Genomic DNA, 26,535 nt, shown 5'->3' with positions numbered 1-26,535 from the left:
AAATATTTGTTACTCAACTACACCGTGTCCAATCAAATGAACATCTGCGGAAACCTTAAATTTGGCATTTTTATATTCCGTATTCCACCTTTTAAAATCAAAACTTCGTGTCCTAGACTTTGCAAAGTGGCCAAAGCCGACTGGGTCAATGCCCTTTCTTTGAAAATCCTCAATTAACATTTTGCATTCCCGAGCGATTTGTTTCGCTAATTGCTTCTCAACTTTTCGTATCTCGCCTTCCTTAAGCATCCTTTCCTGGTGTTCGGTGAGATCTCCCTTCAATTTAATCTTGATCGAGAATGTATAGGGGTCCCTTCTTATCAGCCTCATTTTTTTCTTTAACCCAATACTTTTGACAGTAGATTCACCATGAGCCTCCTTTACTTTAACTACCCCCAATATGTGATTGTCAACAAGGAGTTTGAAGTAAAACATTTTATTCTCATGGAGAATATCGACAACCTTTTCATCTTTAAAAAGGGCTAATCCAGTTATAGTCACTAAATTATGATTACTCTTCTTAAGCATTGGTAAATATGGATCCTGCCCTCTTTTGTAAAAATTTGCCAAAAAACGATGGAGATTGGTTATAGGCAAATTTTGTTGATTCATATTATGTTCTAGTAACTGTGTCAGGTATTGGGAGTTCCCGCGGTCACCATATCTTCCTTTAAAAATATCAATCGCTTTCCCATCTACTACAGCCAACTGAACCCTTGCTCCCACACTTGGATCCCGTAAAAAGACGTCTAGAGTTTTAATTAGTCCCTCACGTGCGACATCCTCGCCAAAAAGGGCAATATCAAGACTTCCACTGACAATTGGCTGTGATGCCTTTTTCTGCATTTCAGCTACCAAATCCCGGATAACATTTCCTTTGGAGACAAACGTAAAATTCCCAAATGACTTGTCTGGCTTAAACACGGGGATCATGATACTTCCAAGGAACTGGTTACCACTTTTATCAATCCCGATCCCTGTGGCAATATTTACATCATCAATCACTTTTCTATCCACGCATCCAGGCAGGATTGTCATGCAAAACAATAGCGTAACGATAAAGTGGCTCTTTTTCACTTCGCTTTCACCTTCTTTTTAATCAGTAGTGAAAAATATAGCAGCGGTGTGTAAACATAAGCTAAGGCAAAGCCAACAAGTGCCGTATAGTCAAAAAGAACGTTCAGTCTTTCTCTAGTAGAAATGAACACCACAATAATCAGACATGCCAACGCAATAAAAATAACCGATTTTTTTTGACTAATATGAAAAATGCGTTTAGTCACTCTGCTGGCTACCCATAAGGAAAGGGCAATATTGGGGAGTATAAGCAAGGCCCAATTGGCAATTCCCAAATACTCAAACCTTTCGAGAATCGGAAGCCGGACAATTTTCCACATTTCCAATGTTGCCCAAATCGATTTTTCAAGCAGACCAAGAGGAAAATAGGCAAAGGTAATAACTGCTAAGGCAGCATAAATAAAGGTGGTTGCCAAAAGCCCGATATGAACAAATTTTTTTGATTGCTCAGGTTTCTTAATGAAAGGATAAAAAAACAATAAAATGCCATACCCAAGGTAACTCAGTGACATATGGTAGCCGCTTTTTACTAGTTGAATAAAGGAATGATCAAATATTGGCAATAGATTGGTAAAATCCCCATACTGTAAGGCAAATCCGAAAGAAAAAAGTAAATAAAAAGGTATAACTAGTCCAAAAAAGGAGATTCCGGCTACTGTCCGAAAGCCTCCGTATACGATATAGATTCCTAAAAGTAAATATACAGCTGCGAACCAAAACGAGCTTAAACTTTGAAACATCCAAGTACGAATAATTTCAAACAGGCCGCCAAGAACCGCTGCACAAGTAACTGTATAATAAAAAATAAAGATGCTATTTATACTGTTGCCGATTATTTTTCCAAATAAGTAAACATTGGCATCCAACACATCCCCATTCACAGTCTCACAAATCTTATACATAATCCACACGATGATGTGGATGGTTAATCCTGCCCCAATAGCCGATATCCAGGCATCAGTGCCAGCATCTTTGGCAATAATGCGCTGAAAACCGAGAACTCCTATTCCAATCTGCATCGAAACGATGACATAGGCGGCCATAAATGGTGATATTTGGAGTCTCTCCTGGACGGGTCCCTGAATCATTACTCCTCTTCCTTCCTTATTCATCAATATCCTTCTTTTTATTGGCCTTCTCCTTGCTGAACCGGGTGGAGTCTTTGGTCCTTAGAAACTGCGGACGTTTCGCCTGACTTTTGAAAGGCAGACGGAATAAAGCATCTTTAAAATCCTTCACTCTTAGCGGAAAGACTGGCTCCATAAAGGGGAAACCCAGCGATGTAAGCCGCAGCAAATGTGTAAGCAAAAAACAAAAAGCAATCGTAATCCCTACTAACCCCCATATTTCAGCCATGATCAGAAACGGAAAACGCAGAATCCGGATGGTATTGCTCATTTGATAGACAGGTGTGGTAAAGGAAGCTAGTGCAGCAAGGGCAATTAAAATTAACAGAACATTACTTGTAAGCCCGGCTTCCACTGATGCTGTCCCCAAGACAATACCGCCTACGATACCGATTGTCTGGCCGACCTTGGTTGGAAGCCTTGCCCCTGCTTCCCTAAGAAGTTCAATCGTTACTTCTAAAAACAATACCTCAAGAATGGGCGGGAAAGGGACAACACGCCTTGAGGTAACTAACGTAATTAATAAGTCTTTTGGAATCATTTGATAATGGTAAGTCACCACTGCCACATAAAGAGGTGTAACCATAATCGAGAAGATAACGGAAAACAAACGTATTAATCGAATAAAGGTTGCAAGAATCCAGTTAAGAAAATAATCTTCGAAAGAGTTAAAGAACTCTGTCAAAGAGGTTGGCCCAATCAAAGCATGCGGCGAGCCATCAACTAAAATAATCACTTTCCCCTCAGCCAAACTGGAGGTCACTCGGTCAGGCCTTTCTGTATCAAGCAGCTGTGGGAAAGGGGAATTCCCATTATCTGAAATAATCTGAGTAAAATAGGAACTGTCAGCGATTTCATCCTTTTCAAGATCGCTAATCCGCTGTTTGACAGTATTGATGATTTCCTTATTCGTAATCCCTTTGATATACAGGACACATACCTTTGTTAACGATAATTTTCCAACTATAAATTGTTCCACGATGAGTTCCTTAATTGGCAAACGCTTTCGGATCATATTTATGTTTTGGTCAATGGCTTCTACAAAGGCTTCTTTAGGACCTACAACACTAAATTCAATCTCTGGTGCTGAAACCGACCGGACAACTTGTTTGGGGGAGGAGATGAAGGCAAACTCCTTTTCCCCTTCTAAGGTAAGCATGACAAAACCTTTCATCAACATTTTCGGGATATCATTAGAGCTGTTCGATAGTTCTACATCTGCTATAGGAAGGAGCTTTTTAACATCGGCAATTGTGTAAAACTCACCCTCGAGTAGAGGGGGAACAGCATTATTATCCATCACCTTTTCTTCAACAAGAGTAGAAAAGTACGTGAGCGTAAATTTCTTTCCCGACTTTTGATTAAAGTAATAGCTCTTTTGATAATCCTTTGAATTAGTAAGTTCCTTTTCCCAGTCTTCGGTTTGGTCCTTGCTATATTCACGTTTTTCCAGGCTGCTTTGGTGGTCTTTTTGGTTAGTTGGTGTATTTTTTTTGTTAATAATGTGTTTAATTGATTTAAAAAGATTAGCCATATTAGCACCATTTGGAAGGTTTTTCTCTTATATTTTCCGTAATTGGCTAGAATATCCTTTATTAACTGAAAAACAACATTTTATATTCCTTGTTTTTCACGGGTCGATTCCTCCAGGGTCATCCCTTCCAAAACAATCGGATTGAAACAGAAGTCTGTACGAAAACAAAAAAGATTTATTGTAAAAAAAATAGCTGTCAACATTGTCGACAGCCTAAACTAGCTAATACCCACTTTTTTATTAAAATTTAGATTGATAGTTTTCGATTTTACATATGCATGGCTTTACAATATTTTGTTTACTTTTTGTTTTTTCGGTTCTCAAACCGTTTGATGGCATCTTCGAATGTTCCACTTAAGACACACAACACCTGCGATCTGTTCTCGACTTGAAGACTAGCCTCCAGGTCGTGTTCAAGAGTTGTGTTTAATATTTCTTTTGTCATTTTCAAACCAAGTGCCGATTTTTCCAACATCAAATTAGCAATTTCAAAGGCGGCAGGAAGAACCTCACCCTCTCCAGTTAGCCGGGATACTAGACCGATTTGCAGTGCTTCTTCAGCTAAAACTTCTCGCCCTGTTAACAGCAGTTCTGAGGCCCGTGACATTCCAACCAAACGGGGTAAAAAATAGCTGGCACCCAATTCACCACCGGAAAGACCCACGTTCACGAAGGATGCGATAAACCTGGTATTTGGACCGGCTATTCTCACATCGGAAGCTAAAGCAAAGCACATCCCACCGCCTGCTGCCACCCCGTTTACCGCAGCTATAACCGGTTGCGGAATTTGTCTAAACCTAACAATTAAATCGGACAACCTTTTTTGTGAATCAAAAATCTGAGGTGCTCTTTCTTTTATGTTACCTTCAAATTGCCGCTGTTCTTTTAAATCAGTCCCTGAACAAAATGCCTTCCCCGCACCCGTAAGCACCAAAACCCTATAGTCCGTGTCGTACTTTAAACTGTCCAACACAGTTGCCACTTCATCCATGAGCTGATACGAAATGGCATTGTATCTTTCGGGCCTGTTAAAGGTCAATAAACCTATTTCCCCCTTCTTCTCCCATGTAATCGTCTCAAAACGTGCTGTTTCATTTATCATTACCTGTACACCCCTTATTCTAATAGTATTACATATTCATATACTCTTTTACTTTTGAAACAATTTTTGGCATGTGTAACATTGTGATTCATCGGGCACATAATTACATAGAGTTAAAACCACCATCAATCCTTAAATCAATCCCATTATTTGAGTAAGGATATCAGAAAATTCATATCTAGTAGGATTGGGAGGTTTCAAAATACTTCAAGTAGAATATACATAATTTTCTGATAATAGGCAAGTAAAAGTTATTTACTGGTTCAGCTATGTCCAAATGCGGATTAAAAAATAGATGCTGAACTTGCTTGTCAAAAATAAGAATAATGGAACAGTCTGTTTATCATTTGGTATGGGGGTACCTTTTTCCTATAACAAAGATATAGGGGCTTTTCTGCCGATTATCTGCATAGAATGTAGACAAGTATAAGTGACCTTAACCAGGAGGGAGATACCTAATGAATTTTATTAAAGACATTAAGGACGTGAAATTTAGCTTTTTGGAAAAACCGCCGGCGTCGTCTATGTCTTATGCCTTTGTTTATGTTAATAACGACAATGAACACTTTGCAGTTAAAAATGGAGAGCGTTTGACACGCAGTGAATTACGGATTGGCAAATATAAAAGAGTTTATACCGTCAATATGCAGCAGCAAACCTTCACCTACAATGAGGAAGTTCCCTCGGCCACAAGAGGAAGAAGCTTTTCTGTCAATTTATCTATCGATATTGCCGTTGAACACCCCGAATTGTTAGTTCAACAAAATGCCGGGGAAATTGGCGACATTTTTCACAACAATCTGCCCTTCTGGGTGGAATCGGAAGCAAGATTTTATCCTATTGAAGAGGAACTGAGTTTTGCCCGGCATATTGAAGAATTTTTTCAAACATCAAGATTGGTGAAGGTGTTACGAGAGGCTGGGATTGTGGTGCGAAATGTTCGTGTTTTGACCCGGCAAGGTATTCGGGACCAGCACCATGATGAGGCGATTGCCGATTTAGACCGGAACGCAGAACTATCTGCCTATCAAGAGGCTCTCGACTTAGAGGAAGCTCGCCGGATTTCGGCCTCCATTAAAGAAGCCCTTCAAGCGGGTGATTTTATCACGGCAGGGAAGCTTGGAGAAAAAAATGAAATGGCAAAACGGTTAGTGGAATCTGAGTTTAGCCAAAATCGATCCTTTAAATATGAGGTAAACAAACAACTTTTAAACTTGATCAACGATCACTCTATTGACCAGTTTGAGGCAGAACAAAGATTGTCCAAGCTAAAAAAACTGTTCCCCTATCTCCCTGTTAATCTGGAAAACAGCAATAGAAAAAACCAGATTGATAGTCCAAGGAAAGAACTTCAATCCTATCTAAATAAAGGAGATTAGCGATTGTGGAATCCATTTTAAAACAGCTGTTTTGGATTTGGTCACCTATTTCTGCCCTGCCGGAATGGTTGCGTATTTTTTTGGTTCTCTTTGTTCTACTGCAGCTTGTAAGGCTGATGTTGTTGTACTTTGTTCCGCCTGTTTTAAACCTGTTGGCCCATTTGTTGAAAAAAATGCTGTATTTCATTTCTTATCCAATTATGACATTCGTCTGCACGATGCAAAGAAGACGGAGAGAAGCAGGAGAAGCTGGCATACCTGTTTGGATTGAGTTTATTGAAGGAATGTTTGCCTTGCTCGAAGGTTTTTTCAACAAAATCATTCAGCTTTTCATGAAACGGAAAAGGAATAGGACAAGGTTGAAAAGATGGACCTTCTACTCTGCCACCACATTAGTAATTTTGCTGACAGCAGCAATCATCAGCAATCCAAATAAGTGGTATACAGAAAAATGGAAGAAAGCTGAAGCTTGGTTAAACCAAGAACCTGTACACGTACAAACAACCGTGGCTTCCCCTGTTCAAAAAGAATTTATTTTAAATAAGCAATATAAAGACGGCGGAAATATTAGAGAAGCTCCCACACTAACCGCACCACGTCTTTACACGATTACAAACGGAGAAATCATCCACTTTTTGAATGAAGAACAAGTAGATTCAAAAGGAATTAAGTGGTTAAAGGTTGAAACCACAAACGGAGTCGAAGGCTGGATTTCGGCCTTGATTGTCAGGGAAAAATAGTAAATTCGATCCTTTGTCCAATTCATAAAACAACCCAAATAAGGAGAGTAGACTCCAATAGGAATACTTCGCTCTCCTTATTTAAAGCTCTCTCCAATTTTATCAATTATTTTTTGTACATAAGGAATAATGAAACTCCTAGTAAAATAGCAGCAACACCTCTTTGCCAATCAAAAGGAATTTGTTTTCCTCCAAAAAGACCGAAATGATCAATTACTCCACTTATTAATACTTGGCCTAATATTACAGATACAATTGTTGTAGCTACTCCAATTTTCGGTACAGCTAATACCATAATAAGCACATATATAGCTCCTAACAATCCGCCTGTTAATTGCCATTTTGGAACTGAGAAAACGTTTAATAGGTTCCCCTTACCTAGAAAAATAGTACACACTAATAAGATTAATGTACCAATAGCAAACGAAACAAACGCACCCTCAATTACCCCTATTTTCTTTCCTAAACCTCCATTAATTCCCGCTTGAGTACCTATAGATATACCTGCTATAACAGCGAGAAGGGTCATAATCCAATTCATAATGAGCCTCCATGTTTTTTAAATTATTCAAGAACTAAGAAAACACCTCATTTTATCTATTCGACTACAAGAAATTATAACAGAAAAAGGACGTGCAGCATTGGCCGCAAATCCACCTTTCCAAAAAAGTTATATAAGTGTTTTGGCCATTATAAAGTCCGTTTGTTCTTCATCCCCCATATAAAAAGAGTGCGCCCCCGTTTGAACAAACCCCATTTTTTTATAAAAAGCAATCGCATTTTCATTCTTTTCCCATACACCTAGCCAGATTTTCTTTTTATTACGTTCCATGGCAATTTCCAGCGCTTTATTTAGCAGGTCTTTACCAAGCCCATGTTTTTGGAATTCTTTCTTTATGTAAATCCTTTCAACTTCAAGCGATTCCTCACCCATTTCTTCGGACTGAGCATCATTGATATTGACCTTTAAATATCCTGCTACGTCATTATTAAAATAAATGAAAAAGAATTGCGATGAAAGATTAGATAATTCTATTTCTAATTGATTTAAATTAAATGCCCTTTCCAAATAGGCAATCATATTTTCGGGTGAATTCTGATTCTTAAATGTCTCATTAAATGTTTCATAACTAATTTCTTGAAGGGTGTGTAAATCTTCAAGGGTGCATTTTTTTATATTTATAGTCATTTTTATATTTCGCTCCTTTAATAAAATCTCTTGTTTCCCTTTTTGACAAATTCCCAGTCTTTTTCTACATTTTTTCTTACTCTTTGAAGAAGATTGAAAATGGTTTCTACGTCACTTTCGGAAAACCCCTCTAATGCAACGGTGTTGGAATAATCATTTTCACGTCTTATAAAAGGATAAACATTTTTCCCTTTCTCTGTTGGAAAGAGTTTTTTAACTTTTTTGTTATGTTGATCGTCTTTCTTTTCTATAAAACCATTCATCTCAAGTTTTTTTATCGCACGAGCTGCTGTTGTTCGATCTACTTTTATCATCTCAGATAACTTTTCTTGAATGATTCCTGGATTTTCACATATTCGGACCACGTACAAATATTGCCCTTTTGTAAGGTCATATTCTTTAAATTCGATATTACTTATCGAATCTAACGCCCTTGCAATCATACCGATTTCACGAAGAATTTCCTTCATTATTAACTCCTTTACACATATTTTTGTTGCAAATGCAATAAAAATGATATAGATTAAATTTAACTTATCTTTGTTGCATTTGCAACAAAATTTCTTTGTAAAAGGACTGAAAAAAATGTATACAAAAAGAATAACGGTTGATGAAGATTTAAGGGCAGCTTTTGCTATTCGGAAACAAGTATTTGTAAAAGAACAAGGCGTTCCATTAGAAGATGAATTTGATCAATTTGATACACTTGAGGGAACTTGCGAACACGTATTAGTTCATTACAATGAACAACCCGTCGGAACGGGAAGGATAAGGTTTATTAATGGAGTAGGTAAAATGGAGAGAATCTGCATCCTGGAACCTTACCGTAAATTTGGCCTTGGAAAAATCATAATAAAAGCGTTAGAAGAAATCGCTGAAGAACGGGGAGCCTCACAGGTTAAATTACATGGACAAACGCAGGCCGAAGGATTTTATAAAAAACTAGGGTTCAGGACTTCATCAGAAATCTTTATGGAAGATGGAATCCCACATATTCTTATGCTCAAAGAATTATTTACTACAAAATGATAATGAGCCCGAATAAAGTGAGATATGTTTTTTATGTATTAGGAATTTTAATCTTAACCCTTGGTATTTCTTTCACAATACAATCAGACCTTGGAACTTCACCATTTGATGCACTTTTGGTAGGACTGTCCAAAAATGTGGGGCTTACTGTAGGAAGTTGGGAAATCATAATAGCTTTCATATTGATAGGTTGCAATTCTTTTTTAACAAGACAAAGACCAGAGGTTTTGGGGTTGATAACAGCATTGATAACGGGTATTGGTATTGATATGTGGCTTTTTCTATTGCACAATTTGTTAACACCTGAACTATGGTACAGCAAAGTGGTTTGTTTTGGACTTGGCTTAGTGGTGATTGGATTAGGAACAGCAACCTATTTACACACAAATTTTGCCCCGATTCCAGTTGACCGGTTAACCTTAATCATCCAAGAATTAACTAGAACAAATCTATTTTTTTCGAGAACATTGATTTACCTTGTATTCTTGATCATGGCAGTGATTTTTAATGGACCCATTGGCGTTGGAACTTTATTAACCGTTAGTTTTGGGGGACTAATCCTTAATTACTTTATGCCAATTACTGAAAAAGTATTGAACCGCATATTGACACGTGCTAGTACATCACCAAATTATGATAAAGATTGTAAAATGAGGGTCAGTCCCCCGCCAGATTAACGGATAAAAGTAACTAGGGACTGACCCACTAGCCCTATCCTCTTACCTCACACCGTATTCTTCCCCCGCTATTTCAGAAGCAAGGTATTTCTCCACAAACCGCAAAAAAATCTTCGCGCACGGTGATAGATATCGTCCCTCACAGTAAAAGACAGAAACCCAGCGTGAAAGAGGAGGTTCCAAAGGTAAAATAGAAATGGATGGTCCCGGGGACTCCGCCATTAAACGCGGGAGAACGGAAACTCCTAGTCCCTCAGCCACCAGAGTTCGTGGAGAAGCGCACTCGTATGCAATTAGTGGCTCAAAACCCTCTCTAAGGCAAGCCGCAATTAGTTGTGAACGGATTCCGGACCCCTCTTTAAAGGATACAAATGATTCTTCTCTAAGCTCATTAATGGAAATGGTTTTTTTCTTTTCGAGCGGATGTCCGTTGGCGACTGCCAAAACCAATTCATCTTGATATAGTGGTTTGGAGCAAATCCCCTTTAGCGTAACTAAATTTAGTAAATGCGGTGAGTATGTAACATCCAAGCCGTGGGCCAAGGCGAGCTCTAATTCTCCCTTTTTCAGAGCATCTAGCAGCGGTTCAGTTGTATTCTCCCTGATAAACACTTTAATCCCAGGGTACTCTTTCCCAAACTCTACGAGCAACTTTGGCAGCCTAGTTTGTACAAGGGATTCTAGCGCTCCTACCATAATGGTGCCGTGCGGGTCGTTAATAACCTCTTTAACTAAGTCTTTTGCCTTTTGCGCTTCAGCTAAAGTCTTTTCAGCACCAATAAAGAATTGCTCCCCTGCCTCTGTTAATGCTACTCCACGCCCAGTTCGTTTAAAGAGCTTCACGCCCAGTTCTTGTTCCAAATTACCTATCTGTTGTGAAAGAGCCGGTTGAGCGATTTTTAGTCGTTCGGCTGCTCTTGTAAAATTATTTAGTCTCGCCACTTCGATGAAGTAAGTTAACTGTCTTAGCTCCATTAATCCCAAAACCACCTTATGATATAAGAAATTCTTATACCTACAATAATACAAATATATTTTTCTTATCAATTATACCGTATTATAATTTTTTCTATAGAGAAGGGGAAACAGGAGGGTATGGGATTGGCTAGAAAACAAACATTACTCGCTTCCTTTAGCGAAAAACAAAGAAGTATTGAACATGAATAACAACAAACAACCTTATTATGGTTGGTATATTGTTTTATCTGCGACCATTATTGTTTTGCTTTCGAATGGAATGCGGATGGGAATTGGCCCTTTTATTAAACCAGTTATGGATGATTTAGATCTGTCTCGAACGGAGCTTTCGATCATTGTTGCAATTGGGATGATTGTTTATGGGATCGGAATGCCAATCGCGGGACTTCTTTTGAAAACTTTAAGTACGCGTTTTATGATTTTATCGGGATTAACGATTGTTTGTTTATCAATCGTGTGGACGGTCAACAGCAAAGAGCTTGTTTCTTTTCTGCTTTCATTTGGTGTCTTTCTATCACTTGGGCTTTCCTTTTTAAGCAATGTCTCATTATCCCCTATTGTCAGTAAATGGTTTGTTAGGCAAAGAGGAAAAGCACTTTTTTATCTCGCAACAGGTGGAATGGCCGGTATTGCCGTTATGACCCCTCTAGAAACGTGGCTAATCCACCTTGTAGGGTGGCAGGACACTCTTCTTATATTTGCAGGCGTATTCATCTGTATCACTGTTCCTTCTGCCATTTTTATTATGCGAGAGAATGTACCAGAAGGGGCTGACATGGTAGGACCTGTCGGCAGTCTAGAAAAACAAGAACTACCAGAAATTAATGTGAGAGATGCTGTAAAGACAAATGTTTATTGGAAAATCGTTCTTGGCTTATTCGCTTGTGGGTTTGGAATGAATCTATTAGGTTCTCATGGGGTACCTATGTTAATGGATCATCATTTTGAGCCAATGGTTGCTTCTTTTGGTGTTGGATTAATTGGGATTGTTGCCATGTTCAGTACATTTGTCTTAGGTCACATCGCAGATCGTTTCCCTAGAAAAAACATTTTATTTTTAGTTTATTTTGTCCGCGGCCTTGGGTTTTTAGGTTTAGTTTTGGCAGCAACGAATTGGCAACTCTTTATTGTAGCATTTAGCGGCGGATTAGTGTGGTCGGGGTCTGTTGCTATGTCTACAGCTATTTTAGGTGATCTTTATGGAACACGTTTACTAGGCATCTTAAATGGATGGGCATACTTCGGACATCAAATAGGAGCTGCCTTGGGTTCGTTTCTTGGCGGCTGGTTGTATGATGCTTTTGGCACTCATTTATATTCCTTTATTACTGCTGCCGCACTTGCGATTATTGCTAGCTTAACGTCCCTTACATTGCCAAAACAACTATCATTCAAGAAGCAAATAAAGCTAATTGAACAGCATACTCTCGTAAAATAATATAATTGGGCGAACAATTGCCCATAATTGCTAAGTACAGTAGAAAGGAAGCAGAAAACCATTCTTCTGCTTCCTCCATGCTTATCCCCGTAAAACGTGTTTCAGGACTTTTCCACTCGCATTGCGTGGTAATGTATCGAGAAAGTCTAGTTCCACGGGCAGTTTGTATTTAGCCAGTTTTGTTTTGCAATAGGTGAGGACGTCTTCTTCTGTAAGTGTCCTTCCTTCTTTAGGGACCACAAACGCTTTTGGGACTTCACCGTATATAGGATGCGGGACGCCGACTACCGCAGCCTCCAAGATTTCCGGTATTTGATATAGGACTTCTTCGACTTCAACGGGATAGACGTTTTCGCCGCCCCGGTTAATCATATCCTTTTTCCGGTCGACGATATATAACAGGCCATCCTGGTCAAATCGGCCTAAATCTCCGCTGTATAACCAGCCATTTTTTAATGCCTGCCGAGTAGCTTCTTCATTCTTCAAGTAACCCTTCATCACAAGCGGCCCTTTAACAACGATTTCCCCTACTTCTCCGGTTGGTACTGGCTCGCCAAACTCATCAACCACCTGTACCTCAAGCCCTGGCAAAGGTTCACCGACAGAACCGACTTTGTCCAGTGCATAATGGTCCTTTAAGGTTGTAGCTCCAGGTGAATTTTCTGTCTGGCCATATAAGTTTTGTACTTTTACATCAGGATAGCGTTCCTTTACCGTACGGACCAGCTCATATGGCATAGGAGCCGCCCCGTACGTGAACAAACGGAGCCTAGATAAATCAGTTTCTGCCATTTTAGGAGTATTTAATAGAATACTATAGATGGCCGGGACTCCAAAGAAAATGGTCACCTTTTCTTTTTCCATTGTCCTCAAGGTTTGTTCCGGTGAAAAAGCCTCCTCAATTACCACTGTACCGCCCTTATAAATAGTAGGAACAGTAAAACAATGACTCGCAGCACAGTGGAACAGCGGGGTCACGATATGCATGCGGTCAGCTGCGGTTATTTCCATTACATCTGACCAAATTTGAGCAGCCGCACGGACATTTCCGGCTGATAACATAACCCCTTTGGGCTTGCCAGTCGTTCCGGATGTGTAAAAAACAACCGCTGTATCATCCTCATCAACCTTCACAGGCTGAAAAGGGATTTTGTCGTCTGCTAATACTGCTAGTAATGAATCCTCGCCGCCAACTGCTAAACGGTCTTCAAACTGCTCTAAGGAAATCTGATTCAGTTGGGCTTCATACCTTACATCATAAATGATCGCTTTCGCTTCAGAATGGCTGAAAATATACTCCACTTCCGGTGCAGTTAATTTGGTATTGACGGGCATGACCGAAAATCCGCCCAGCTGGCAGGCATAATAACAGATTACAAAATAATCAGAGTTGGGCAGATAGACCGCAATGATGTCATCCTTTTGGTAGCCCTTCTCCTGGAAATACCCTGCTAAATTTTTCGCCTGCTGGTATAATTGGCCGTAGGTCATCTCCCTGCCCTGATAAGCAGTAATCACCTTCTCCGGCTGCAGCTTTACATGTTCTTCTAATTGTTCTGAGACAAACATTTAATACAACCCCACTTCTCTATTAAGAATTTTCGGAATAAACTAAATAATTCTCTATACTTTCTAAAATTCCTCTAAATTCTACAAATTCCCGCACTTTTCTGCTGAATCTCAGAACCCACTCCGTTCCTGTCACATTAGAATAAGAATAAAAAGCTGTTTTCGTAAATTAACGGGTTCACTTTTAGATTCAAAAAGGGTAAAAACAGGTCAATTAACTGACCCCTTCGCAATATTATCTCCCCCTAAATTCCCAAGGCAATTCATGTATGAGTTTGACGTCTGAAATTAGTTTAATAGAGCATTTTTGCGTAACCAATGGAAGCTATTGCCGACCGTAATTGGGGAACAAGCGGCAAAACCACCCCAAAAAGGTCCCTTTTCAATTACCTTTTTGGGCTGATTACCATATATTTGGATATACTTTCCGATTTGGAGTGGTTACTTTCCATTTGGTGCAGTTACTTTCCATTTTTACAATTTTACTTACACTTTCTGGCCAAATACTTTCCAAAATAACTGAATTACTTTCCAAACTATTTTACAGGCGGGAATTCACACCAAAAAGCCAGGCGGAGAGCCTGGCTTAGGTAACATAAAGATCTTAATAATACCTTTTTAAAAATTTACTCGCTGAATTTGGGGTTTTACTCGTCAACTTTTCACTTTTACTCGCCTAATTTCATGATTTACTCGCCCAAATCAAGATTTTACTCGCCAACCCTCAACTCAAGAGCAGTTTTTAAATTCGAAAAGCAACATTCATTTAGAAAAGAGCCAAATAAAAAGCTGACCCAAAAGTGTCGTTATTCAACGACCCTTTGAGTCAGCCTCTTTACCTATATGATGAAAGATAAGAATCGCAGTAATTTATCCGCGTCTTCCACCTCTACCACCCTGTTTTGCAGTACTGTTACGTTTTAGGGTAGACAAATTTTCTTCACTAGTCTTTAAAAATTTAGCCATTTTATCTTCAAAACTTTCCTTTGGTTTGAAATTACCTTTTGAACGAAAGTCTTTGGAACGATTATCCCCTCTACCACCCGGACGTGATGGGCGTTGAGAATAAGAAGAGCTTTGTCCTTCGGGTCTATCAACCGCCTTTTTAATGGACAAGGAAGTTTTCCCGTCTTTCATACTAATTACTTTTACTTCAACTTGGTCGCCTATTTTAAGATGGTCATTTACATCTTTAACATAGCTATCCGCTACTTCACTGATATGCACAAGACCTGTTGATCCATCCGGTAATTCCACAAAAGCTCCGAAATTAGTAATGCCTGTTACTTTACCTTGTACTTTGCTGCCAATTTCTACTGACATATTAATGGTTTTCCCCCTCAAGAATGTTAAAAACACTTAATTATAACAAATTAAACGAAATGAAACAATTGATATTGATTTCTTGGTTAATATTCTACTAATTATAAATGGTTTAAAAGTATTTTTCAATATCTCATCTTACCTAGCTGCTTCAGTTCCCTGATAAATTCGATATGCTGGAACAATTGTGTCGGAAACAATTTCTTTTCCTTTTTCACGAATGAAGTCCAATTTATAATAGGCATCGAATCTTCGGCTGATTTCCGTTTTCACCAGTTCTGGCGGAGTGACGACGATGAATTGGAACTTCAGTTTTTCGGCGACTGAGAAAATCGGGTCGAGGACATGTGCTGACGCGGCTTGTCCGAACGGATTATCACAGACTAACGGAACCCAGCTTTGGTCTGACTCATTTTTAACTGACAATAACATCATCATCATAACCATTCGGGCAGACAGCTTTTGTCCTCCACTGCCATCTGATTTCGTCTTTGATCCCTGATTAATCGTCTGCCATGTTGAATAATGCTCTCTTTGCGGTTTTCCGTACATAAAGGCATTATCTGTTCGCATGTTATAGACGAGAAGCTCCGGGTATCGATTTCGTAGTGATACAAACAATATCTGCTCATCACTAATGAGTTGTTTGATTTCTTGGTCTACAGCAAGATTATTGTGATCAATCGTATCAAATTGTTTGGTAATTTTGTTGATGGCGGCGACAAAATGCTGCTTCAGCAGCGGCTCGATATCTTCGGGCTTTTTAGGTAAAATGTCTTCTTTCAGCTGCACTAGCGGGAAGGATCCTCGTTCATTTTTCAGCTTCATTTTTGCAATCATCGAACGAATCGCCTCTGAAATACTCATCACCTTCATGCTGGCCCGGCTGGCCCAGAAGTTTTGAGCCTTTTCTGCCCGTTCTTTGTCACGTTCTAATTGTTCCAAACCACCTTGTGAGAAGCGCTTCATATTTTTAACAATGCTTTGTATATGCGAATAATGCCTTGTATCCATATGGTCTAATGTTGTTAATACTTCATTTTTAAAACGAATCTCCCAATCCTTTCCTTCAATCGTCTGCTTTACATTACGTAAGGATTGTTCGATTTTCGCATGCTTCTCTTTGCCTTCTTCCTGAATTGCTTGATGTTTTTCACACCAGGATATGATACATGCTTTCCCTTGACTCCTGACTTTTTCTATATCTATATCAGTAAAGGCTGCCGCTTCCTCCTTAAGGACCACGGATAATGTTAACAAATCCCCTTCATAACCCGCAATGTTGGAGTCTATTTCTTTTTGGCGCTTTTCAGCCTGCTTTACTTCCTCTAGCGTTTGTTTCATTTGGTCTTGTATTTCTACACCCTTTACTTCTAAATCAAGCTCTTCCCATTCTTCAGGCGGCTTTTCATGTTTGGCCACTTTCTTTCCTGACTTATCACGCTGAACAATTGCATGCTTTAAAGAAGTTTCTGCGACGGTTACAGCCGTTCCTTGTTCCCGTTCTTCTTTTTCCGCCGTCTTCGCTTCCTTTTGGGCTGTTTGCAGCATATTTTCTAATATGCTTATAGGTTCATCTGGTTCCGGAGCGTCTTTCCACTCCTTATTATAGGTATCCAGTTTTTTCTCTAATTTATTTTGCTGCTTTTGTTCTGTTTCTTTTTTTGCTTGAATAACCAGCAATTCTCTTGCTTGTTCTTCTTTTGATTTTTGGAGCTGTTTTAACTCTTCAATACTGCCATTTAGCTCCTCTAATAAATGAGCTGACAACCGGGGGATGTCTTCACACTGCTCTACTTTTTCATCAGGAGGAAATAAAGCTGTTTCAATAAAGACGCCGATCTCTTTAATCGTTTGCTCGGTTGTAACCTTCCATTCTAAATACGTTTGATGCCACTTGGTTTGCAGGTCAATGATGTGTTGGTGCTCTTTTCCTATTTCCTGCTGCGCTAAACTCGTGGCTTCCTTTTGTTTCTCTTTCTCTAACTTCAAACGTTTATTTTCTTGATGAATTAGCTTTTCATGATCATATTCCGCTAATGTTTCTACATCTTTTGTCAGCTTTTCGATTTTTTCTTTTGCCGTCTCAATCTGTTCTTTTAGCTGGAGCTGTAATTCTTTTTCTTTTTGCTGCTGTGTTGTGATTTCCTGTAATTTCGTCTTCATAGAATGAACAGTATACTGTTCCTGATTAAGCTCTCTCTCGATATCCACTGCAAGCTCGTGTGATAAAAATCGATCCATTTCTTTTAAAATACGGCGCAAAGAAGTTTCTGTTTTTTCAATTTCTATAAGTGTTTCTTTCTTTTCTTCTATTTGCTTAGCAATACTAATTTTCCAGTTGGTAAATTGATTTTTATCCGTTAATAGCTCTTTCTCTGTTCCGTTAATTATCACAAAGGTTGGCTGGTGATTTTCACTGTTCATTTCCTCACGCAAAAATATCGGAACTGGACTTTTGAACATTCTTCCGGAAAGAATCTGCTGATTAATTTTTTGCCATTGCTGCCCGCTAACGACTAACCCATATGGAAGGAGCGGATAAGTTTCAAGGTAATTCGCAAGCTCTTCTTTACTTAAGGATTGGAGAAATTGCGTTCCATAAAACACATCGATGCCAGTTTTTTCATCAATCCATTCTTTTAATTCTTTCACATCTTTATTCGGAATCCAGAAGTGCTCATCATTTAAGGAATGGTCGAGTTGAATTTCCCAAAGATCTTTTTTTATGTGTTCACCTTGTTCCCTATTATTGCCGAGTTTGTCTTCAATCTGGATGACATATTTCGAAAGAAGCGCATGAGTTAGTGGTGCCGCGACATCATCTAACAATCCACGAAGACGATCCAACAGTTTTACTTCTTTTTGTGTTTGCTCTTCATTTGCTTGCTTTAGTTTTTCACATTTTTCTTCCGAAAACTGAATCGATTGGACAAGCGTACCATGTATAGTGGCTAATTCGTTTTGCGCTTCACTAGATTCTTTATCTTTTGCTTGCAGCTCTTCTATCGAAACCTTTTTGTTGTCAATTTGTTTAGAAAGAAACTCGATAAAGCCCTTTAAATCATAGGTTATCCGGTCACCAAATTCTTTAATGAGGTTTTCTTCCTTAGACTCAAATGTATGCATCTGCGTATATAAGAGATCAATTTCCGTACTAAGCCGGGCAATCTCACTAGTCTTTAGTTTCTCTTGCTGCGACAGATCGTTCCCTTTTTTCTGCAAGAACTTTTGATAGCCCAGATACTCCCTAACAGCTTCTTTAATGGATAGATAGGACTGATCCCATTGCTTTCCTGCTTCTTTTTTGATTTCATCCATTCTTTGATTGACTTGCTCTAGGCCGCTATTTTGTTCTAATGTCGCAATCTGCTGTGAAAGAGCGCGTATACTTTGCTCATTTTCACTCCATTCCTTTAATAATACCTGAAAGGCTAGCTGTTCTTTTCGTTCTTGTTTCTCCTGAACCATTGCTTGTAAGGAAGTATGTTTATTTCTTTCTTCTCCTAATTTCTTCTCCCAATCCAGTACCTCTCGGTGAGCTTTTGCATATTCTAGATTGTCTTTTTGATAGCGTAAATCAGCTTGCCTTATCGTTAATTTTTCAATGTTTTCCTTTAAAACAAGCAGCATTTTCTCTTCCGAATGCTTTAAATGTTCTAAAGCACCTAACAGTTGTCTTCCTTCTTTTATACTTGCTTGCACAATGTCTTTATGTTCGGCACCTTTAGCCAAGTTCTCTTCAAAAGGGACAATGTCTTCTAAAAATTCCTTATGTGCTTGCTCTCTTTTTAGAAGAATAGGCAAATCCTTCGCGATACTTGCCTGACTCTTGAAAATTTCAACAAGATCGTTCTTTTGCTCTTCTGTCCGGTGCAACACTTGACTAACCGTAGGAATGATTCGTTTTTGGAATAGGGAATGATCATCCTCGGCCCCCTCAAAGTATTTGCCGACGCCGCCTTCATCCTTGTTAATGTCCTTCATAATATCCCAATCTTTACGGTTAATTCCGTAGGTATCAAGAATGCGATAGTGTTTCTTTATATCCCGGTAAACATCATAGCCATTCCATTTTAAATAGTCCTTCAGGCTTTCGGTTTCAGCAACCTCATCATTTTCAAATAATGGAATATGCTCTAGCGATACCTCTTCCTTCCGTTCAAATTCTCTTGTGTAAAACGTAATATTAGGGACGATCTTCGCTTCCTGTTCCAAGGTTTTACGATCAATGCCACTTTCTTCATTCATCGAAATCCGCTGTTCGGCTGAGAACATTCCTCCCGTTACCAGATGCCTGCGGTCTGAGCCGTCCAATTCCCATTGGATGAGAACATGAAAGGTATAAGGAATAAATTGCTCTTTATTATTAAAAAAGAACTGCTGATAATAACGATTGTTTTGTTTTCCCCAAGAGGTTCCGGGTTTAAGAATTTGGAAGATGGTTTGCAGAAATACCCCTTTCCCGCCACCATTCATCATGGCAATAAGGCCATTTGTGGATGTCTCGCCATTATGAAAGTGAAAGGTGGTATCTTTGTATTGCTTTTGCATGCCATCATACTTCAGGCCTACAATTCTAATTCGATGGATTTTCGGCATGCTCCCCCTCCTCCGTAGTCATTAAATTTTTGAATAATTCATACCGATCATAATCGTGATAAAGGTATTCAATTCGCTCAAACAGCTCTTGTTTCGGGATTGCCTTTGGAATATCATCCCGGTCCAGAATGACGATCAGTCCCTCCGTCTCTAATAAACGCATGCTGCTTGCAATTAAACCGATTCTAGTTCGTCTATTGCCTTTTTTAGCCCCATAATCATCCGTTTCAACCTCCATGTATTTCCAGGTTGTCACAACATCCTTCATATCAATTCTTTCCTCTTCTCCGAAGGCAGGTTTCGCTTTAAGAATGCTATCCCATTTCATGATCAGATCGTTGACAAGACGCTCTAATGCGTAATAGCTGATTCCTTCCCGCTTCGTACGGATTTTAGCAGCCTGATTGCTGTCAATCGCCGCCAAAAAAGCCATGATGACAATACTAACAAGATGAAAGTGCTTTTTCGATTCGATTTGCTTATGCTTGTCCTTCAAATGCGTAAAATTCGTAGCAAAGATTGAGCCAGTGGGCTGGGCAACCAAATGGATCCGTTTCGGCGATTCAATAATATATGTACCTGATTCGTCTGCTAATAAAAGAACGGTCTGTCTCACTTCAGGATCAAAATACGTCTCGAAATGTTCGCTATTTTCGTCAATTACTTTTTCTTTTAATAGAGTAAAATAGACAGCTGATGCTTTTTTAATGGATTCTGCATTCATCTTTTTTCCTCCAGTACACATATCTTAAACGGGGTAATTTTCGTTTGATACCAAAGAAAAGACTCCGCTCGATGATCAAACATGGTAAAGATTTTTAAGCCCTCAAACACTTGAAATTGTGGATATTCCTGCATTAATTTATAAAGAAGAATTTCCCGCTCGTCACTTAATGTTTCTTCTTTCCGATGCAGCACTTGAACCTTCAACGGCTTTTTATCAAACATCATCCATAAATCAATCGATTCCGATTCTTCAAACCATAAATCCTGTACTTCTAATGGAAGCGTGGATAAGTCAGCTAATGAAAACTCTCCGTATGTTTGTAAATGCTGAAAAACATAACTCCATGCCTTAACAACGGACTCCCAGTTCGTCACTCGCAATCGAGTAATGCTTTCTTCTGACTCCTCTTCGATTACAGCATCCGTTAGTTGTTTTTCATCAAATTCTTGTTCACCCCAGATCCAATCAAGCGGCAGAATAAATTCATTCTTCGGTGAAAATAAGGGAGAAAGGACTCTTTCGATAGTCTCGAAACTTTTGATTCCTTCCTTCATTAACCAATTTTCATAAAACTGTTCGCGAAATGAAACCAGACTTGTTTCCCAAAACAAGGAAGGGTTCTCCGCCTTTAATTTCATTTCATAAGAGATATTTTGAATGACTAGCTTGGCAAACCGGTCATGTAACTGCCTTGTATGGCCAATTTTTTCTTGGAGGAGAAACAATTCTTTTTGGATAGGATGGTCCTCTTCATTTCTTCGTTTCGATTTCTCTATCATCCTAGTAATGGTCCGGAAGTGATTTTTTTCTTCCTCAAATTGCTTTTCAATTTCAACCCGATTGTCGGCCCTTTGCCATTCCTCTTCCATAAGCAAGATTTTAGGATTATTGATCATTTCCTTTTGAAAAGTGAATTCCTTTGCCATTAAGCGATTTACGCGTGAAATGAGGTGATCGAGGTTTCGGGTAGCTTTTCGAAAATTACCGTTCTTAATTAGCTGCATACTATAGAGTTGTTCGATCGTGATGGAGAATTCTTCAGCCATTTCCCTGCTCATAAAAATCATTTCCTGAGAGACATCAGTAAGTTTATAAACAATCGATCCGCCCAACTCTAAATTCGTATATATTTCATCCATCGTGACATAACGGAAGACCTGTGTTTCCCATGATTGTTTTATTTCATCGTAATATAAAGCTTCAAACGGTTGGCTATACTCTTCTTTTCCCTGATATAATAGCCCGCTTGTAATCCGGTCAATTTGCTTATCGTCTGCCAGCAGCATCATTTGCTTAATAGAATCCTCTACCATATACTTGATATCTGATTTGCGTCTATGATCATCATCATTTAATTCCCGGTAAAAGATGGTCAGGAGCACTTGCATGAGAATCGTTTGGACATAAGGCTTCAGTTCCCCTACTTCCATTCCCCTGCCAAGCTCAAACAGTGGATTTAATCGTTGCATTCGCTGGGCAAAACCTTCCCATGATTCGTTCAAGTCCATCTCCTCCATGTTTCAATCGTTAATACTTCTTGTGGAATTCGCTTATTTTCCTGCCATAATTGCTGTAATAATGCTTGCTCCTCATCTGTAAACCATTGAAAAAATAAATCTCGGTATTTGAGGTTTTGCGTTTGCCCTATTTTCTGGTCATTTTTTTGTTCTAGACATTCTAGCATTTTTCGATAAATTTTTAAGGCAGGCTGAATGCTGTAATCCGGGTATTTTTCGATCAGCCTGATGAGGATACCATACCCTGCCGCATCAAGATCGCCTGCGTAGTAGAAAAGATAGGATTTTGGCGGAAACATTCGAAAGAAAAAGGAAAAACTCTGTTCAATTTTCGTGCCTTCCCCGTAAATAATGAGCTCTGGCTCATAATCGAGTTGATTCGCTTCCAATAATTTAATAGAAGTATGAAAGAACGATAGATTTTCGACGATGAGTACTCTCTGAATATCTTTTATTTCTTTCCCTTGTTTCATCCAAAATACAAAAGGCTCCCCATACTTCACCATTTTAAGTTGGTCCTCAGATATTCCGATTCTCGTTAAAAAGCCTTTTCCATCAGGAAATTGATCACTATCCAATAAGAATTTTTCATGGCCAAAGAGCTCCAGGCTTCTTTCTTCGAATGATACGATTTCCCGTTCCTGGCTGGACCTTAGAAAACTATATACATTCTTGATTCGCTGCCACTCTTCTTTCGTCTGCCATTCGGGATGACGCTCATAATAGGAAAAATCAAACCGATCACTCAATTTCATCATCTCGAGACGATCCCATTTGTCGGCTTGAACTTTTATATTGACCCAGTAATATAAGGCAAGAGCAGGTGTTTTACCATTGTATTGATTATTTTGAATCGGGATTAGCTGTCCCTCCGCCTGCAATGTTTCGATTGCGCGATAGAACAGCGAATAGCCGTCCATTTCAAAATAATCATCCACTAGCTTGCGCAACTGAAATTCTAAATCGTTACTATTGATTTTCTTTTTTTGCTTAGGGTGTTGGATATCGCTAATAAAACCTCTTACCCTTGTTTCAATAATGTCGATTGTACTCACCTACTTACATCTTCTTGGGGTCATGAAGAGACTCCGATTACTTTTTTGGACATCCTTTAATTATAAACTAGTTGCGTGATTGTTCGTAAATGAAATTTTTCTAAAATAATAGATTGAATAAACAAAAAAACGCATCAGTGAAAAATTTACCGAAAAATAGTGCCTGCCCCCCGGCGCTGTAATGCTTTAAATGTCGGGGGTCAGGCACTAGAATTCAGTGTATAATTATTTTAGGGCTTTACTAACTTTTAGCTTCTTCCCTTTTATGGTTGTATTCTCCATGGCTTGTAAAACGAGAGAGCCTTTTCCATTCAGAATATCAACATAGGACATTTGATCCTGGATTGTAATAATCCCAATATCATCAGCAGTTACTCCAGGGATTTTCGCAATCGTACCAACAAAATCTACCGCACGAAGCTTCTTCTTTTTTCCACCGCTAAAATATAGTTTCATGATATCTTGGTTAATTCTGGCGGTTTTATTATTTCTTACGACTCGTCGGCCGCTGATTTTTTCCTCGAAAGCAGCTTTTTTATCAGCAACTTCGTGTGGCTTAGGTGCATCCATTATTGGAATTTCAAAGCCAATATACCGTTCAATAGCTTTAACATATTTTTCTTCATAAGGTGTCACAAACGTAATCGCTTTTCCTTCATTTCCTGCGCGGCCGGTTCGGCCAGTCCGGTGGACATAACTCTCTTTTTCCATTGGAACATCATAGTTGATAACAAGTGTCACATTATCAATATCAATCCCTCGTGCTGCTACGTCGGTGGCAACCAAATAACGGAAATTCCCCATTTTGAAACCATCCATTACAGCAAACCGATCTTGTTGTTCTAATCCGCCATGGAGTCTTTCACAAGAATAATTGGATCCTTCCAATTCAGTATAGACCATATCCACATGTTCTTTAGTTCGGCAAAAAATAAGACAGCTATCTGGATTTTCAACGACAGTGACGGCCTTTAGGAGTGGAATTTTTTCATTTTCCGTCACTTCAATTAAACGATGTTCTATTGTATCTGCCGTGACACCGGTAGCCTCAATCTCGATACTAATAGGATTTTCCATATACTTATGGCAGAGGTTTTCAACATCCTTAGGTAATGTTGCCGAAAATACCATTGTTACTCTGTTTAAAGGGAGTTCATTGATAATTGATTCTACTTCATCGATAAAACCCATATTAAGCATTTCATCAGCTTCATCAATAATTAGATACTTTATTTTATCAAGAATCAGAGTTTCTCTTTCAATATGATCGATAACACGACCTGGAGTACCAACAACTACATGGTTTTTTTGTTTCAATTCTTCTTTTTGTTTCGTAAAAGGTTCTTTTCCGTAAACAGCCATTGCTTTGATCCGTTTAAACCTTCCAATATTCGTAATGTCATCGCGAACTTGAACAGCCAGTTCTCTGGTTGGTGTAAGGATTAAGACCTGTGGCATTTTTTCTTCCCATTCAATCAGTTCGCAAATAGGAATTCCAAAGGACGCAGTCTTACCGCTTCCTGTTTGAGATTTTACAACAAGATCTTGATTTGCCAATGCTAACGGAATGACTTTACTCTGAACCTCTGTCGGAGCTTCATATTTTAATACCTCTAAAGATCTTCTTATTTCATCGCTTAAATTATAATCCTCAAATCTTGTTTCACTCATTTACTAACCTCGTTTTTATGTATTATCCGGCTTATCTATAGGATTCTCTCGAACAAAAATCATATGCATAATCTGAATAATAGTCATTATACTTGAAAGCTATGTGTAATTAAAGCAGGGATTTCTCGGATTCCTTAGTAAAGACTCTTACTCTTACTCTTACTCTTACTCTTACTCCTGCTCTTCCCCACCAAATCGAAGCTTCAATAGAAAACCATACATAAGGAGGAAAATCATAATTCCCAAAGTTTGAAAGGTTCCAACCATGGTCTTAATCGAGAAACTTCCTCTTAATTTATCCCTATATGTAACAATATAATTTCCATCGGCGGAGTTCGCCACGACTAAAAGGATCCAGCTGAGGACTATTAAGATAGCACCCAGTCCAATAAAAACAGGATGTAATTTACTTTTATCCAAATAGATTAAGAGATTAGCTATTAGGAATCCGAGGACTGCTGCAGCAACATAAAACCACCATAAGGATTCAGCACCAACTTTAACTAACAAAACCATATACTGAATCGTAAATCCTAAACTCATTAAAAAAATAGGAACACTATAGAAACAGGATATCATGAATTCCTTTTTGTTCCCTTTTACTATTGATATTAAAGCGACAATGACGCTAGGAATTCCTATGACCCAATGTATCAATGCCATACCATATACTGGGTTCGCATAGCTTTCCTTTAAGGGGAGCTCCACGACTCCATGAAAAGTTTCCCCATCTAAATGACCCACCATCATATACCATCCTAAACACAATAAGACGAAAAAACAGCCTAATAGCTTTAGTGCTGTGCCGAACGTACTCGGTTCCTTCTTCCTTGCTTTACGTTTTTGTTTCTTTCTACTCAATCGTACACCAACTTTTTTCTGAATATCTTTTAAACAAAAGATAACATAAAAAACGAGACCAAAATAAGCTATTTTTATCTATCAAAGCCCACGCTTGCGCTTGACTCGGTTGAATGTAAAAAAACGAGAATGACACTGTTTGGGCAACGGCAATAAAAAAAGACCGAGTACCCTCTGGTCTATGTACAACAGGAATTCTTCAGAATCCTTGGTATTATTGAGTTGGCGGGACTGCGTGGGAATCGAACCCACCAGACCTGGCACGCAGGTCTCAAGCAGTTTTGAAGTTTGCTGTCACCTGTTTTTCTAGTAACCTGTTGTTTCAGGAAATGTTGTTATATCAAGCTTTTTTACCTTCTGATGTTTTCTAGTGATTCCTAATTTTAAAATTATGGGCACCAAGCTCGGCACCTATAAATTTAAAAAGGCTAATTTTGTATTAGCCTTTTCTTTATTATTACTTAATCTTTTTAAGAGGAAATTTTGCTCCCCAATTTTTGTATTTCAATCCAACTATACTATTCCATCGATTCTCTTTATTATAGGAAGGCGAATATCTTTTAATCAACGCATATTCTAGCAATTTAGTTTCTCTTTCATTTTTTCCAGGATAAATAGTAATAGATTCAATTAAGTCTTTAAACACACTAGCACTTAAATGAACTGATAAACGGTTTAAAATTTGTCCACTCCCAACATAGAGGCATTCACTCTCTTTACCCCATAGTACATAAACACCTTTTTGCTTCCGAGTAATTTTTTTATACCCACATAATCATTGATCACAGCCATATTATCTTCCTCCTTCTTTTGTTTGTAATATTATACTAGTATTCTTAGGAAAATTTGAAATTAATAAAAAATTGGATTTACCACCCTAAATTAAATGAATTCCTACCATATCTATTAATGGTATAATTATCCTATTAGAGGTGTTTGA

21 protein-coding genes are annotated in these 26,535 nt (G+C 38.6%); 5 read left to right on the top strand and 16 right to left on the bottom strand.

What is annotated here, in order from left to right; all coding sequences use genetic code 11:
* Positions 1–9: 9 nt before the first annotated feature.
* The 4 genes from V5M37_RS10375 to V5M37_RS10360 form a co-directional block, all read right to left on the bottom strand.
* Complete coding sequence (locus tag V5M37_RS10375; RefSeq protein WP_423801841.1) at positions 10–1,077, bottom strand: Ger(x)C family spore germination protein; 1,068 nt, start codon at positions 1,075–1,077, stop codon at positions 10–12.
* Positions 1,074–2,189 carry a GerAB/ArcD/ProY family transporter gene (locus tag V5M37_RS10370; protein WP_423801840.1) on the bottom strand — a complete coding sequence of 372 codons (1,116 nt, stop codon included), beginning with the start codon at positions 2,187–2,189 and terminating at the stop codon, positions 1,074–1,076. The genes V5M37_RS10375 and V5M37_RS10370 overlap by 4 nt, the downstream gene beginning before the upstream one ends.
* The gene (locus V5M37_RS10365; protein ID WP_423801839.1) at positions 2,182–3,738 is read right to left on the bottom strand and encodes a spore germination protein; all 1,557 of its coding nucleotides are present in this window, start codon (positions 3,736–3,738) and stop codon (positions 2,182–2,184) included. The genes V5M37_RS10370 and V5M37_RS10365 overlap by 8 nt, the downstream gene beginning before the upstream one ends.
* 298 nt (positions 3,739–4,036) lie before the next feature.
* Complete coding sequence (locus tag V5M37_RS10360; protein ID WP_423801838.1) at positions 4,037–4,840, bottom strand: enoyl-CoA hydratase/isomerase family protein; 804 nt, start codon at positions 4,838–4,840, stop codon at positions 4,037–4,039.
* A gap of 458 nt (positions 4,841–5,298) precedes the next feature.
* On the opposite strand from V5M37_RS10360, the gene V5M37_RS10355 reads away from it, so the two are divergent.
* Together V5M37_RS10355 and V5M37_RS10350 are read left to right on the top strand one after the other, a co-directional pair.
* Positions 5,299–6,219, top strand: a complete 921-nt coding sequence (locus V5M37_RS10355; RefSeq protein ID WP_423801837.1) for a hypothetical protein — start codon at positions 5,299–5,301, stop codon at positions 6,217–6,219.
* A gap of 5 nt (positions 6,220–6,224) precedes the next feature.
* Positions 6,225–6,959, top strand: a complete 735-nt coding sequence (locus tag V5M37_RS10350; RefSeq protein ID WP_423801836.1) for an SH3 domain-containing protein — start codon at positions 6,225–6,227, stop codon at positions 6,957–6,959.
* A 106-nt stretch (positions 6,960–7,065) separates the two neighbouring features.
* On the opposite strand, the gene V5M37_RS10345 is transcribed toward V5M37_RS10350, so the two are convergent.
* The 3 genes from V5M37_RS10345 to V5M37_RS10335 all read right to left on the bottom strand — a co-directional run bounded on the left by V5M37_RS10345 (position 7,066) and on the right by V5M37_RS10335 (position 8,618).
* Positions 7,066–7,500, bottom strand: a complete 435-nt coding sequence (locus V5M37_RS10345) for a DMT family transporter (protein WP_423801835.1) — start codon at positions 7,498–7,500, stop codon at positions 7,066–7,068.
* 129 nt (positions 7,501–7,629) lie between these two features.
* Positions 7,630–8,148 (bottom strand): GNAT family N-acetyltransferase, encoded by a 519-nt coding sequence (locus V5M37_RS10340; protein ID WP_423801834.1) that lies wholly within the window; start codon positions 8,146–8,148, stop codon positions 7,630–7,632.
* A 17-nt stretch (positions 8,149–8,165) separates the two neighbouring features.
* Positions 8,166–8,618 (bottom strand): MarR family winged helix-turn-helix transcriptional regulator, encoded by a 453-nt coding sequence (locus V5M37_RS10335; protein ID WP_423801833.1) that lies wholly within the window; start codon positions 8,616–8,618, stop codon positions 8,166–8,168.
* Between the two features lie 115 nt (positions 8,619–8,733).
* Here V5M37_RS10335 and V5M37_RS10330 point away from each other — a divergent pair, with 115 nt between their 5' ends.
* Positions 8,734–9,177, top strand: a complete 444-nt coding sequence (locus tag V5M37_RS10330; RefSeq protein WP_423801832.1) for a GNAT family N-acetyltransferase — start codon at positions 8,734–8,736, stop codon at positions 9,175–9,177.
* A gap of 17 nt (positions 9,178–9,194) precedes the next feature.
* Entirely contained in the window at positions 9,195–9,854 is a 660-nt protein-coding gene (locus V5M37_RS10325; protein WP_423801831.1) for a YczE/YyaS/YitT family protein, read from the top strand.
* 42 nt (positions 9,855–9,896) lie between these two features.
* On the opposite strand, the gene V5M37_RS10320 is transcribed toward V5M37_RS10325, so the two are convergent.
* Positions 9,897–10,829, bottom strand: coding sequence for a LysR family transcriptional regulator (locus V5M37_RS10320; RefSeq protein WP_423801830.1), 933 nt, complete (start codon positions 10,827–10,829; stop codon positions 9,897–9,899).
* A 184-nt stretch (positions 10,830–11,013) separates the two neighbouring features.
* Here V5M37_RS10320 and V5M37_RS10315 point away from each other — a divergent pair, with 184 nt between their 5' ends.
* Positions 11,014–12,270, top strand: a complete 1,257-nt coding sequence (locus V5M37_RS10315; protein WP_423801829.1) for an MFS transporter — start codon at positions 11,014–11,016, stop codon at positions 12,268–12,270.
* Positions 12,271–12,351: 81 nt separating this feature from the next.
* On the opposite strand, the gene V5M37_RS10310 is transcribed toward V5M37_RS10315, so the two are convergent.
* The 8 genes from V5M37_RS10310 to V5M37_RS10275 form a co-directional block, all read right to left on the bottom strand.
* The gene (locus V5M37_RS10310; protein ID WP_423801828.1) at positions 12,352–13,839 is read right to left on the bottom strand and encodes a class I adenylate-forming enzyme family protein; all 1,488 of its coding nucleotides are present in this window, start codon (positions 13,837–13,839) and stop codon (positions 12,352–12,354) included.
* A gap of 870 nt (positions 13,840–14,709) precedes the next feature.
* Positions 14,710–15,162, bottom strand: a complete 453-nt coding sequence (locus V5M37_RS10305; RefSeq protein ID WP_213116193.1) for a S1 domain-containing RNA-binding protein — start codon at positions 15,160–15,162, stop codon at positions 14,710–14,712.
* Positions 15,163–15,300: 138 nt separating this feature from the next.
* Positions 15,301–19,764, bottom strand: a complete 4,464-nt coding sequence (locus V5M37_RS10300; RefSeq protein WP_423801827.1) for a hypothetical protein — start codon at positions 19,762–19,764, stop codon at positions 15,301–15,303.
* Positions 19,742–20,488 (bottom strand): DUF6063 family protein, encoded by a 747-nt coding sequence (locus tag V5M37_RS10295; RefSeq protein ID WP_423801826.1) that lies wholly within the window; start codon positions 20,486–20,488, stop codon positions 19,742–19,744. The genes V5M37_RS10300 and V5M37_RS10295 overlap by 23 nt, the downstream gene beginning before the upstream one ends.
* Positions 20,485–21,999 carry a hypothetical protein gene (locus V5M37_RS10290; protein WP_423801825.1) on the bottom strand — a complete coding sequence of 505 codons (1,515 nt, stop codon included), beginning with the start codon at positions 21,997–21,999 and terminating at the stop codon, positions 20,485–20,487. Before V5M37_RS10290 ends, V5M37_RS10295 begins: the two co-directional genes overlap by 4 nt.
* On the bottom strand, positions 21,990–23,063 hold the full coding sequence (locus tag V5M37_RS10285) for a Wadjet anti-phage system protein JetD domain-containing protein (protein ID WP_423801824.1): 1,074 nt from the start codon (positions 23,061–23,063) through the stop codon (positions 21,990–21,992). The genes V5M37_RS10290 and V5M37_RS10285 overlap by 10 nt, the downstream gene beginning before the upstream one ends.
* Before the next feature lie 225 nt (positions 23,064–23,288).
* Entirely contained in the window at positions 23,289–24,734 is a 1,446-nt protein-coding gene (locus tag V5M37_RS10280) for a DEAD/DEAH box helicase (RefSeq protein WP_423801823.1), read from the bottom strand.
* Between the two features lie 171 nt (positions 24,735–24,905).
* Positions 24,906–25,595, bottom strand: a complete 690-nt coding sequence (locus V5M37_RS10275) for a hypothetical protein (RefSeq protein WP_423801822.1) — start codon at positions 25,593–25,595, stop codon at positions 24,906–24,908.
* Positions 25,596–26,535 lie beyond the last annotated feature (940 nt).

It is taken from the genome of Neobacillus sp. SAB-20_R2A, assembly GCF_049568635.1.
GTDB lineage: Bacteria > Bacillota > Bacilli > Bacillales > Cytobacillaceae > Neobacillus > Neobacillus citreus.
This window is presented reverse-complemented; position numbering and strand designations above follow the sequence as displayed.

Excerpts from the sequence above, each read along its gene's own strand:
- V5M37_RS10340 (WP_423801834.1), bottom strand. The coding sequence starts at position 8,148 with ATGACTATAAATATAAAAAAATGCACCCTTGAAGATTTACACACCCTT.
- V5M37_RS10315 (WP_423801829.1), top strand. The coding sequence starts at position 11,014 with ATGAATAACAACAAACAACCTTATTATGGTTGGTATATTGTTTTATCT.
- V5M37_RS10290 (WP_423801825.1), bottom strand. The coding sequence starts at position 21,999 with ATGGACTTGAACGAATCATGGGAAGGTTTTGCCCAGCGAATGCAACGA.
- V5M37_RS10300 (WP_423801827.1), bottom strand. The coding sequence starts at position 19,764 with ATGCCGAAAATCCATCGAATTAGAATTGTAGGCCTGAAGTATGATGGC.
- V5M37_RS10295 (WP_423801826.1), bottom strand. The coding sequence starts at position 20,488 with ATGAATGCAGAATCCATTAAAAAAGCATCAGCTGTCTATTTTACTCTA.
- V5M37_RS10320 (WP_423801830.1), bottom strand. The coding sequence starts at position 10,829 with ATGGAGCTAAGACAGTTAACTTACTTCATCGAAGTGGCGAGACTAAAT.
- V5M37_RS10370 (WP_423801840.1), bottom strand. The coding sequence starts at position 2,189 with ATGAATAAGGAAGGAAGAGGAGTAATGATTCAGGGACCCGTCCAGGAG.
- V5M37_RS10365 (WP_423801839.1), bottom strand. The coding sequence starts at position 3,738 with ATGGCTAATCTTTTTAAATCAATTAAACACATTATTAACAAAAAAAAT.
- V5M37_RS10310 (WP_423801828.1), bottom strand. The coding sequence starts at position 13,839 with ATGTTTGTCTCAGAACAATTAGAAGAACATGTAAAGCTGCAGCCGGAG.
- V5M37_RS10360 (WP_423801838.1), bottom strand. The coding sequence starts at position 4,840 with ATGATAAATGAAACAGCACGTTTTGAGACGATTACATGGGAGAAGAAG.
- V5M37_RS10305 (WP_213116193.1), bottom strand. The coding sequence starts at position 15,162 with ATGTCAGTAGAAATTGGCAGCAAAGTACAAGGTAAAGTAACAGGCATT.
- V5M37_RS10280 (WP_423801823.1), bottom strand. The coding sequence starts at position 24,734 with ATGAGTGAAACAAGATTTGAGGATTATAATTTAAGCGATGAAATAAGA.
- V5M37_RS10345 (WP_423801835.1), bottom strand. The coding sequence starts at position 7,500 with ATGAATTGGATTATGACCCTTCTCGCTGTTATAGCAGGTATATCTATA.
- V5M37_RS10330 (WP_423801832.1), top strand. The coding sequence starts at position 8,734 with ATGTATACAAAAAGAATAACGGTTGATGAAGATTTAAGGGCAGCTTTT.
- V5M37_RS10335 (WP_423801833.1), bottom strand. The coding sequence starts at position 8,618 with ATGAAGGAAATTCTTCGTGAAATCGGTATGATTGCAAGGGCGTTAGAT.
- V5M37_RS10355 (WP_423801837.1), top strand. The coding sequence starts at position 5,299 with ATGAATTTTATTAAAGACATTAAGGACGTGAAATTTAGCTTTTTGGAA.